4 protein-coding genes, 2 tRNA genes and 3 rRNA genes are annotated in these 12,432 nt (G+C 39.6%); all 9 read right to left on the reverse strand.

The window, feature by feature from the left end:
• Window positions 1-3: 3 nt before the first annotated feature.
• The 9 genes from LNP27_RS01755 to LNP27_RS01795 all read right to left on the reverse strand — a co-directional run bounded on the left by LNP27_RS01755 (window position 4) and on the right by LNP27_RS01795 (window position 11,695).
• A complete protein-coding gene (locus tag LNP27_RS01755; protein ID WP_229942810.1) occupies window positions 4-921 on the reverse strand; it encodes a PorP/SprF family type IX secretion system membrane protein in 918 nt (305 codons plus the stop codon).
• Window positions 922-996: 75 nt separating this feature from the next.
• Window positions 997-4,329 carry a T9SS type B sorting domain-containing protein gene (locus tag LNP27_RS01760; protein WP_229942811.1) on the reverse strand — a complete coding sequence of 1,111 codons (3,333 nt, stop codon included), beginning with the start codon at window positions 4,327-4,329 and terminating at the stop codon, window positions 997-999.
• A gap of 40 nt (window positions 4,330-4,369) precedes the next feature.
• Entirely contained in the window at window positions 4,370-4,909 is a 540-nt protein-coding gene (locus LNP27_RS01765) for an Ig-like domain-containing protein (RefSeq protein ID WP_229942812.1), read from the reverse strand.
• Between the two features lie 396 nt (window positions 4,910-5,305).
• On the reverse strand, window positions 5,306-6,286 hold the full coding sequence (locus LNP27_RS01770) for a M20/M25/M40 family metallo-hydrolase (RefSeq protein WP_229942813.1): 981 nt from the start codon (window positions 6,284-6,286) through the stop codon (window positions 5,306-5,308).
• Window positions 6,287-6,452: 166 nt separating this feature from the next.
• A 5S ribosomal RNA gene (rrf, locus tag LNP27_RS01775) occupies window positions 6,453-6,562 on the reverse strand.
• A 128-nt stretch (window positions 6,563-6,690) separates the two neighbouring features.
• Window positions 6,691-9,579, reverse strand: a 23S ribosomal RNA gene (locus LNP27_RS01780).
• 138 nt (window positions 9,580-9,717) lie between these two features.
• Window positions 9,718-9,791, reverse strand: a tRNA-Ala gene (locus tag LNP27_RS01785).
• Window positions 9,792-9,896: 105 nt separating this feature from the next.
• Window positions 9,897-9,970, reverse strand: a tRNA-Ile gene (locus LNP27_RS01790).
• Between the two features lie 211 nt (window positions 9,971-10,181).
• A 16S ribosomal RNA gene (locus tag LNP27_RS01795) occupies window positions 10,182-11,695 on the reverse strand.
• The 16S, 23S and 5S rRNA genes sit together here with 2 tRNA genes alongside, the layout of an rRNA operon.
• Between the last annotated feature and the right edge of the window lie 737 nt (window positions 11,696-12,432).

Below are 12,432 nucleotides of genomic sequence, written 5' to 3' on the forward strand. Positions count from 1 at the left end.
ATGTTAGAAAAATCTAGGAGAACGTGAAACTTTTTTCGATTCAAATAAATCATACAATAATATAAATTCATGAGATGATGAAGTGGTTACCTTCAAACTAGAAACAATATGATCATACGCATAACCTATTCGTAATTCCGGTGTTATTGCAAAATTCACCATACCGCCAAAACTATCTTGCAAACGATAAGTAGCACCAATTTCAACTTTTTCATTATATAAAAAATTTGCAGATAGATCCAAAGAAGGACTTACATTAAATGCTGATTTAAGCATGAGTGAAGGCTTGAATTTCAAATCATAATTCAAATCAAAAACGTATCCTGCTGCCAAAAAATAGTGCGATACATCTGAACCATATTCACGCCCATTGAAATCTAAATGGGCTGATTTTATTATGTTAGGAATCGAAAATGATAGATAGTATTTTTCAGTGTAATAAAAAGCTCCCGTGCCTAAATTCAACGATGCGTCGCTACTATCTTCACCAAAAACACCTTCAGAAGGATCAGGTAATGAAGACTGGATAGCTCGCAAGCCAACTTTATGAAGAGTTAAACCTGCTTTTAATCCGAAAGCTAATTTACTTGTTTCATTTAGTCTTATCCTATAGGAGAAATCTCCAAACACATTTTGTTCTGTTATGGGACCAATTTTATCCGATACTAATGACAACCCTACACCAACATTATTTCCTACAGGAGTATGGCCGGAAAAAGTAAAAGTGCTTGGAGCACCATCTATATTTACCCATTGTTTTCTATATAAAAGACCAAGAGAAATACTTTCTTTAGAACCTGCGTAAGCTGGATTTACTACATTCAAATTATACATATACTGCGAGTAATGAGGATCTTGTTGTGCTTTTGCATCTATAAAAGTTATAAGAACTAAAAGAGATGCTAAAAATATTTTATTCATATCTATTTGTTTTTCGTTTTAGTCGACCAGAATAAATTATTGGATTTCAATAAAAATAAATTTTATTTATTATTGCTATCGGATTAGATAAATCCAACCTGTTTTTGCTTCACCATTATTAAACTCAATTACATAATAATAGGTGGCACTTGGCAGATCTTCTCCTTTATTGGATTGCCCTTTCCATTGGTCCGTATAATTAGAATAGTTGTACACTTTTATACCATAACGATCAAATATTTCAAGTTTTTTAACATCCATTAATCTTAAATCAAAGTAATCATTAGATCCATTTCCATCCGGTGAAATTCCTTTTTGAATATTACAGAATATTGTTTCCACTGTAACCTTTTTTGTTATTTCACAGTTTGTATTTGTAGACATAATGGTTAGTGAATAATTTAAAGGGAAAGTTTCTTTATCTGAACTTGATGCAATCAAATCCGAAACATTTAAAATATTAGAATTTGTTCCTACAATATTTCCGTTAACATCTTTCCATTGATAGGAAACCTCATTAGGATCATATGAATTTGATAATGGAGTAGCTGTCAATATATATTCTTTATCATCACAATTTCCGTTGATTTCGAATTGGATCTGCTGAGGAATTGACTTAATTATTTGAACTGCACCTTTAATTTCGCAGGAAGTATTGTTTTTAAAGCGTACACTAATAGTATAGTTCCCTGGGGATAAATCAGAAAAGATGGGGCTATCTTGAAATGTATTTCCACTACTATATTCAACACCTGCCTGAGATAAAATCTTTATTACTCCTACGGAAGCAGAACATGATGGTTGCTTAGTAATAGTTGCTATTGGTACTGCAGGAGTTGCTGTTATCGTTAATATTACCTTAGTTCTCGATGCACTTACACAATCTCCTATTGAAGATTCAGCATAATAAGAAGCGGTTCCTACCCCAACCTGAACAGGGTTAGAAACAAGGATTCCACCCACTAAATCTGTGTACCATTTAATGGTGTTTCCAACTGCTGTTGCTGTCAATGTTTGATTAGAAGTGCCATTAGAACAAACCGTTTGATTATTTGCTGTTGGATTTGGTACGACTCCAACAATTGTTAAAGTAACAGGTGTACGAGTAGTACTTGTGCAAATACCACTTGAGGATTCTGCATAATAAGTTATACTTCCCACTCCAACTTGGACTGGATTAGCAATTGCATTTCCACCAACTGGAGTTGTATACCAAGTTATCGAATTACCAATTGCGGTAGCTGTCAAAGTTTGAGTGGATGTTCCATCTGTACACTTCATAATATCTCCGCCACTAGGTGGTGCATCAGGTCTTGCATTTATTGTTAAGGTTACTACAGTTCTAGAATCGCTTATGCAAAATGTTGTGCTATTCACCGTTTCGGCATAGTAATTAATTGTACCTACTGAATTCAATGTAGGATTTGCTACCACGTTTCCAGCACTTGGAGCATCGTACCAAATTATTGTTTCTCCACTTTGAGCCGTTGCAGTTGCGGTCAGAGTTTGAATGGGAGACGAAGCACATTCGGTTTTATTGCCTCCACTTATAGGAATAAGTGGTTTTTGATTAATAATTAATGTAACTGCAGCTCGAGAATCGCTAGTACATAAGGTAGTACTATTCAATGATTCGGCATAATAAGTAATGGTTCCTAAAGAATTTAATATAGGATTCGTAACTATATTTCCGCCAGTTGGGGCATCATACCAAACAACAGTTTCTCCTACTTGGGTTGCTGCTTTAGCTGTTAAAGTCTGAATGGGCGAAGTCGCACACTCCGTTTGATTACCATCACTTACTGGAGCACCAAGTTTTGGATTAATAGTTAAAGTTATTGAGGTACGTGCTGTACTAGTGCAAGAGGATAAATAATTTACAGATTCAGCATAGTAAGTGATTGTCCCTACCGAGTTCAATGTAGGATTTGCTACCACGTTTCCAGCACTTGGAGCATCGTACCAAATTACTGTTTCTCCACTATGAGCCGTTGCAGTTGCGGTGAGAGTTTGAATGGGAGACGAAGCACATTCGGTTTTATTGCCTCCACTTATAGGAATAACTGGTTTTTGATTAATAGTTAATATCACTGCAGCTCGATAATCGCTAGTACATAAAATTGTACTATTTAATGACTGGGCATAATAAGTAATAGTTCCTAAAGAATTTAATATAGGGTTTGCAACTATATTTCCGCCAGTTGGAGCATCATACCAAACAACAGTCTCTCCTACTTGGCTTGTTGCTTTAGCTGTTAAAGTCTGAATGGGCGAAGTCGCACACTCTGTTTGATTACTAGCAGTTGGAACTTCTGGCGCAAAGCGAAATTCTATTTGTACATCGGCAGTTGATTGCAAGCAGGCTCCATTTGAAATGGTCCAAGTAAATATATATATGCCTTCTGCACTTACTGTGGCATTAGCATCACCGCTATTTATATTGCTAAAAGTAACTGTTCCTGGCCCTGATTTGACTGACCAATTTCCTATACCTATCGCTGGAGTATTACCCCCAAGGGAGGTACTTGTTAATGTACAGTTTTTTTGACTCGCAGCAACAGTGGCAATTGTAGTTTTTTCAATTAAATTAATAGAAATACTCGCCTCATTATAACATGGGATTAAAGCATCTGCTGAAACAACTACAGGGTTAGGATCTCTAAAATTAAAATTAATAGCGCCATTTCCATAATCCAAACCACTTGTTAATTCAGGACTTAAAAAAGAATTAGTCAAATTAAAATCCACTGCATTGTCATCTTGTACTGTAAAAGCAAAGAATTTTATATCTCCTATAGTATATCCTATTAAAGATTTCAAAACTTCAACTTCAAATCCACGATTATAATCATTTACACCAGAATTGCCGATATTAACTCCCATACTGGCGGAAGGCATTCCAGAAGACGCATTTCCTAATCTTATCTTAGTGGAATTTCCAGTCTTTAATTCAATAATATCCGCAAAATAATTTGTTCCGCCATCATCAGTTGCAATTGCTAGACAGTAATCAGCTTGAAAATAAGAGTCAAATGTACTTAGGTTATTGTTGAAAAAATTAAATCCTTTTACAGATGGAACTATATTGGTTTCATCACCATAATTCGAAATATTAAATCCTCCAGGTTTTGTGTCAAGAAATAATAATAATATACTCCTGTTATTTTCTAATTTACCGGGTATACCAAAAACTAATTTATCTTCGGTTGGACTAATTTTTATAGCACTAATATACCCTTGTGATGCCTTAGGAGATAGAGCAGCAGAAAGCATATTGTCCTCAACAGCACCTTTTCCCCAAGCAGTTTCATTTAGAGAACCATCTAAACTTACAGCATACCGAGTCTTAACAGTTACTACTTGACCTTTTTTTAATAAATTACTTGTATAAGTTCTATTGGTAGACATTGCCTGCACTATAGCTCCATCAACAGAAAACTCGAAAACATCACCGCCCGCCACCAACAGCAGAAAAAGAAATCGGCAAACCTTCACATAACTCATCATTGGAAGGAAAAGAAATCAAAGTGACTGGTGGAGGAGAATCATATACAGAGGCTACAACAGGAACTCTAATACTGACATCACTTCCTGCATGACTTTGAACATAAAATGTTGTTGTTTCACTAACATTAGGACCATAGATAGAACCCGTATGCAATATTGTATTTGAAGTTTGATTAGAAAACCATTCAATTGCGTCACCACTCCCACCAGATGCAGTAATAAAAACTCTTACTAATGAATCTGTTGCTAGCTTACAAGAACTTCCTGCGGTGGTTAGTGGAGGAGGTATAAGTGCTTTTGTCTTGGAGTTTTTTAAAGCTTTACTTGCTTTTTTAACAGTATCAATTACCTGCCTATCAAGTACTAAGTGTAGATTTATTCTTGAATTGCTAAAGTTTTTTTCAAAATTACCAGCTTTAGTTTTACTTCCTAATAAAGAAAAAAATAATAAAATTAAAAATAAAAATAATTTATTTTTCATAGGTTAATATTGAAATTAATATAATTGATTGGGGGTTATATTAAATTAAAAGATAAAATTATGTTATTTTTATCTTAAAACAATCAAAAAATTAATAAATATTTAACAATACAAAAAATAACAAGCTATCAACTACAAACAAAATATCCTCATAAGTTTAACAACAAAAAGACTATTATTTCAAATAAAAAATGACCTTTAAAATTCAATAAGATAACACACAATCAATAAAACCTAGATAATTAGATTTTTTTAAATAAAGGAATTTTATCTTCATTATAGAAGTAAAAATTACAACTTTTATATTTTCAAGATTAAAAATTCATATTTCAAAACACCTAAAAAAATTCATAAATAACCTGATTTATTAACAACATGTTCAATGGCTTTGATTTCTTAATTTTGTTTGATGAAGTATAATGGCTGCTTATAGTTAGCAATTTCAATTAAAGCATTATAAATATATTTACATACTAGTGCACCACCTTCGCTGTTAATAAACTCTATATCATCTTCTGGTGTATGATATTGTGGATGTCCGCCCGTATGAAAGCCAATACAAGAGATATTACTTTTGTAAAAAGAAACGTGATCAGAACCTCCAACTTCACCAGCATGCACGATAAGATTTAAGCCACTATTTACTCCTAGCCTTTTCATTAAGTCGACCCCATCAGGAAAGGTTCCAGCGCCACCCATATAAAGATGATGTTCTGAATTTAATCTTCCTACCATGTCCATATTCAGCATTACTTTTACTTCATTTTTACTTACAGGCAAATGATCTACAAAATATTTAGAACCTAACAATCCTTCTTCTTCACCGCTGAATGCTACGAAAATTATACTCCTTTTGGGCTTCAATTTAGAATTTGATAATTCTTCTAAAATAGAGAGTAGTGCAGCAACACCTGATGCGTTATCATCCGCACCATTATGAATTGCAAGAGTATCCTTTTTTTTACTACCAGAACCTTTTCCTCCCCATCCCCAATGGTCATAGTGCGCCCCTATTACAATAAATTCATTTTTTAGCTCACTATCAGAGCCTCCAAAATACCCAACAACATTTTGAGCAGAAACTGTACCTGATTTCATCTTATTGATATCAGGCTTAACGAATAGTTTAAAAGATTGATAGTAGTTATTACTAAACTTTTTTAAGCCATATTTTTTAAAATGATTTTTTATGTATTTAGCAGCCTTATTATTCTGTTTTGTTCCTGGAAAACGGCCTTCCATCTTATCAGCAGAAAGATACTTGTCATGCTTGTGAAAAGTCTCAGCATTAATACCTTTTTGAGCAGTTACAGATGTACTAATAAATAGAATAACACTAATAATAAGAACCCATATAGGCTTTTGAAATAATAACATCTTTTGAATATTTAATAAAGCTAAAATAACGCTTTTTTTAAGAAAATGAATAAGACATAAACAAATTCAAGAAAAGAAAAGAAAAGAAAGGAGAAGGCCCTACTCATAGAATCCGAACCTTTTATAAAACAAAAAACCCCTCATCTCTTGATGAAGGGTTTTTAAAGAAAGGCGACGACATACTCTCCCACATAACTGCAGTACCATCTGCGCAGGCGGGCTTAACTACTCTGTTCGGGATGGGAAGAGGTGAGCCCCGCCGCAATAACCACCTTAAGGTCGTTTTGCAATGGGTAACTAGCCTGGAGCTAATTAACATTACACAATATCTTAACATACTGAGATAAAGAAAAAGTAAATTATTAGAAAGTTTCTTCCTCCGGGCCGAAGCACGGAGGAAAAGCGTACATAAGCTTACGGGTTATTAGTACTACTCGACTATGACATTACTGCCTTTACATCTATAGCCTATCAACGTGGTCATCTCCCACGACCCTTAAAAGAAATCTCATCTTGTGGTGGGTTTCGCGCTTATATGCTTTCAGCGCTTATCCCTTCCAAACGTAGCTACTCTGCCATGCCACTGGCGTGACAACAGATACACTAGAGGTTTGTCCAATTCGGTCCTCTCGTACTAGAATCAGATCCACTCAAATTTCTTGCGCCCACAGTAGATAGAGACCGAACTGTCTCACGACGTTCTGAACCCAGCTCGCGTGCCACTTTAATGGGCGAACAGCCCAACCCTTGGGACCTTCTCCAGCCCCAGGATGTGACGAGCCGACATCGAGGTGCCAAACCCCCCCGTCGATATGAGCTCTTGGGGGAGATCAGCCTGTTATCCCCGGCGTACCTTTTATCCTTTGAGCGATGGCCCTTCCATGCGGAACCACCGGATCACTATGCTCTACTTTCGTACCTGATCGACCTGTATGTCTCTCAGTCAAGCTCCCTTATGCCATTGCACTCTACGCACGGTTACCAAGCGTACTGAGGGAACCTTTAGAAGCCTCCGTTACTCTTTTGGAGGCGACCACCCCAGTCAAACTACCCACCAAGCAATGTCCCCCGCAATCACGGGGTTAGGCCTCAGATAAACAAAGGGTTGTATTTCAACAATGACTCCACAACGCCTAGCGACGCCACTTCACAGTCTCCAACCTATCCTACACATCATTTATCCAAGGTCAATACTAAGCTATAGTAAAGGTGCACAGGGTCTTTTCGTCCCACTGCGGGTAAACGGCATCTTCACCGTTACTACAATTTCACCGAGCTCATGGCTGAGACAGTGTCCAGATCGTTACACCATTCGTGCAGGTCGGAACTTACCCGACAAGGAATTTCGCTACCTTAGGACCGTTATAGTTACGGCCGCCGTTTACTGGGGCTTCATTTCAATGCTTCTGATTGCTCATAACATCTCCACTTAACCTTCCAGCACCGGGCAGGTGTCAGGCCCTATACTTCATCTTACGATTTTGCAGAGCCCTGTGTTTTTGATAAACAGTCGCCTGGACCTCTTCACTGCGGCCAGCATTACTGCTGGCGACCCTTCTCCCGAAGTTACGGGTCTATTTTGCCTAATTCCTTAGCCATGAATCTCTCGAGCACCTTAGGATTCTCTCCTCGACTACCTGTGTCGGTTTGCGGTACGGGTACTTATTACCTGAAGTTTAGAGGTTTTTCTTGGAAGCCCTTAGGCGCACTATCTCTTCTACCGAAGTATCCGAGTACTATCGTATTTCCCCAAAGCCCGTGGATTTGCCTGCGGGCCTTATAGGTAGGTACTTCAACGAACTATTCCGTCAGTTCGCGGCGCTTTCATCACTCCGTCACCCCATCACAGTAATAACTAGTACGGGAATATTAACCCGTTGTCCATCGACTGTCCCTTTCGGGTTCGCCTTAGGTCCCGACTAACCCACAGCTGATTAGCATAGCTGTGGAAACCTTAGTCTTTCGGTGTGCGGGTTTCTCGCCCGCATTATCGTTACTTATGCCTACATTTTCTTTTCTAACCAGTCCAGCATGCTTTACAACACACCTTCAACCCTGTTAGAATGCTCCCCTACCACTTACGAAATAAATCGTAAATCCATAGCTTCGGTAATATACTTATGCCCGATTATTATCCATGCTCGTCCGCTCGACTAGTGAGCTGTTACGCACTCTTTAAATGAATGGCTGCTTCCAAGCCAACATCCTAGCTGTCTGGGCAGACAAACCTCGTTCTTTCAACTTAGTATATATTTGGGGACCTTAGCTGATGGTCTGGGTTCTTTCCCTCTCGGACTTGGACCTTAGCACCCAAGCCCTCACTGTTAGTGAACATTATATAGCATTCGGAGTTTGTCAGGAATTGGTAGGCGGTGAAGCCCCCGCATCCAATCAGTAGCTCTACCTCTATATAACTTTATAACTAACGCTGCACCTAAATGCATTTCGGGGAGTACGAGCTATTTCCGAGTTTGATTGGCCTTTCACCCCTACCCACAGATCATCCCAAGACTTTTCAACGTCAACGGGTTCGGTCCTCCACTGTGTGTTACCACAGCTTCAACCTGTCCATGGGTAGATCACACGGTTTCGCGTCTAACACTACTGACTAAAGCGCCCTATTCAGACTCGCTTTCGCTACGGATCCGTGGCTTAACCACTTATCCTTGCCAGCAACGTTAACTCGTAGGCTCATTATGCAAAAGGCACGCCGTCACCCCACAAAAGGGCTCCGACCGCTTGTAAGCGTATGGTTTCAGGATCTATTTCACTCCGTTATTCACGGTTCTTTTCACCTTTCCCTCACGGTACTGGTTCACTATCGGTCTCTCAGGAGTATTTAGCCTTAGCGGATGGTCCCGCCAAATTCAGACAGGGTTTCACGTGCCCCGCCCTACTCAGGATACCACTATCGTTATCTTCTATTACTTATACAGGGCTATCACCTTCTATGGCTCTACTTTCCAGTAGATTCTAATTCTATCCGCAACAAATGTCGTGGTCCTACAACCCCAAATATGCCGTAACATCTTTGGTTTGGGCTAATCCGCGTTCGCTCGCCACTACTTACGGAATCACTTTTGTTTTCTTCTCCTCCGCCTACTTAGATGTTTCAGTTCAGCGGGTTTGCCCACCTATCGGTGTACTATGTCTTCAACATAGTGGGTTGCCCCATTCAGGTATCTACGGATCAATCGATGTGTGCTCGTCCCCGTAGCTTTTCGCAGCTTATCACGCCTTTCATCGCCTCTGAGAGCCAAGGCATCCCCCATACGCCCTTATTTTGCTTATTGTACCAACACATTAATTAAAATGCGCCGTTTCTTTTACTTGCCTAATGATAAACAAGTAAAAAATGCTTTCTACTTTTTATTATTTTCTTATCTCAATATGTCAATGAACTTTTATGCTGAATTTATTTCAGCATCTTGTGGAGAATAACGGAGTCGAACCGTTGACCTCCTGCGTGCAAGGCAGGCGCTCTAGCCAGCTGAGCTAATCCCCCAATACAGTTGGCAATGTTTCAGTGTTCAGTTTTCTGTAACTTTACCGTACATCCAAATGAGTTGTGAATTGCTAACTCTAGATTCTTCTTTTTTTTAAGTAATTGTTGTCTCGGACAGACTCGAACTGTCGACCCCTACATTATCAGTGTAGTACTCTAACCAGCTGAGCTACGAGACAAGGTGATTTCTGATTTATGATTAACGACTTTTGATCTCAGATTTAAAATCTGCAATCAATAATCAGCATTCAACAATCCTAAATCGTTTATCTTTTACTTAATTGTATTATTTGAACTAACAGCAAGAGTAATAAAATACCCACATTCTATACCTATAAAATCTTTGTCTTCTTTCCCTAGCGTGTATTACTACTAACACTAAGGCTCTAGAAAGGAGGTGTTCCAGCCGCACCTTCCGGTACGGCTACCTTGTTACGACTTAGCCCTAGTTACCAGTTTTACCCTAGGCAGCTCCTTGCGGTCACCGACTTCAGGCACCCCCAGCTTCCATGGCTTGACGGGCGGTGTGTACAAGGCCCGGGAACGTATTCACCGGATCATGGCTGATATCCGATTACTAGCGATTCCAGCTTCACGGAGTCGAGTTGCAGACTCCGATCCGAACTGTGACCGGTTTTGTAGATTCGCTCCTGGTCGCCCAGTGGCTGCTCTCTGTACCGGCCATTGTAGCACGTGTGTAGCCCAAGGCGTAAGGGCCGTGATGATTTGACGTCATCCCCACCTTCCTCACAGTTTGCACTGGCAGTCTTGTTAGAGTTCCCGACATGACTCGCTGGCAACTAACAACAGGGGTTGCGCTCGTTATAGGACTTAACCTGACACCTCACGGCACGAGCTGACGACAACCATGCAGCACCTTGTAAATTGTCTTGCGAAAAGTCTGTTTCCAAACCGGTCAATCTACATTTAAGCCTTGGTAAGGTTCCTCGCGTATCATCGAATTAAACCACATGCTCCACCGCTTGTGCGGGCCCCCGTCAATTCCTTTGAGTTTCATTCTTGCGAACGTACTCCCCAGGTGGGATACTTATCACTTTCGCTTAGCCACTGAACTTGCGCCCAACAGCTAGTATCCATCGTTTACGGCGTGGACTACCAGGGTATCTAATCCTGTTCGCTACCCACGCTTTCGTCCATCAGCGTCAATCCATTAGTAGTAACCTGCCTTCGCAATTGGTATTCCATGTAATCTCTAAGCATTTCACCGCTACACTACATATTCTAGTTACTTCCTAATAATTCAAGTCTAGCAGTATCAATGGCCGTTCCACCGTTGAGCGATGGGCTTTCACCACTGACTTACTAAACCGCCTACGGACCCTTTAAACCCAATGATTCCGGATAACGCTTGGATCCTCCGTATTACCGCGGCTGCTGGCACGGAGTTAGCCGATCCTTATTCTTACGATACCGTCAAGCTACTTCACGAAGTAGTGTTTCTTCTCGTATAAAAGCAGTTTACAATCCATAGGACCGTCATCCTGCACGCGGCATGGCTGGATCAGGCTTGCGCCCATTGTCCAATATTCCTCACTGCTGCCTCCCGTAGGAGTCTGGTCCGTGTCTCAGTACCAGTGTGGGGGATCTCCCTCTCAGGACCCCTACCCATCGTAGTCTTGGTAAGCCGTTACCTTACCAACTAACTAATGGGACGCATGCTCATCTTTTACCGTTGTGACTTTAATAGTGGTTTCATGCGAAACTGCTATACTATGCGGTATTAATCCAAATTTCTCTGGGCTATCCCGCTGTAAAAGGTAGATTGCATACGCGTTACGCACCCGTGCGCCGGTCTCTAGGTCCGAAAACCTATACCCCTCGACTTGCATGTGTTAAGCCTGCCGCTAGCGTTCATCCTGAGCCAGGATCAAACTCTTCATCGTATATTGTGCGTCAAGCTAAGCTTGACTATTATTATGCGACTCCAATTCTATCGGTGTTATTCAAATCTTTCGATTCTATTACTCTTATTCTTGTGTCACGCTTGTTAGCGTGACGGCTGTCAATTCAATATGTCTAGGAACGTGTTCTTCTTGTTTTTTTTCGCCTCGTTCAACTCACATGGTGTGTCTCTGGAAGCGGCTGCAAAAGTAAAACTTGTTTTCTTAACTGGCAAGAAAAATTTGAAGTTTTTTTTGAGAAATTTTATCCCTCTTTTCTTCTGGTTTTCTTATCAATCTGTCAAGGAACTTTGCTTGTTTTGCGGGGTGCAAATGTAGTAAGGACTTTCGAATCTCACAAGCTTTTTTAAATCTTTTTTAGAAAATAATTTCTAATCTTAATTTGATGTGCTTGTCAGTATTTTAAAGAACGCCTGCGTTGTTGCGGGTGCAAAAGTAGGGAGTTTAAAACACTATTCAATACTTTTTAAGCGCTTTTTTAAAAAATTTTAAAACATTTTTTTTAACCCGCTCTAAACCTGAAGCTTGAAGTGAAAAGTTTTTTTCTTAATCATTGCTACCCTTTAAATAGAGTAACTCAAATAACGCAAGAACTAGTCCCGTAGGGTCTTTTGATTGATTTGATTGTTCTTGTTTTAGGCACGCTCCTATGCTTCTTCTTATACCTACTATATCTAGTAGTCCTATGTATCGCTTTTTATAGCAAGTACCCGAACGCT

It is taken from the genome of Flavobacterium galactosidilyticum (assembly GCF_020911945.1).
Classification (GTDB): Bacteria; Bacteroidota; Bacteroidia; order Flavobacteriales; family Flavobacteriaceae; genus Flavobacterium; species Flavobacterium galactosidilyticum.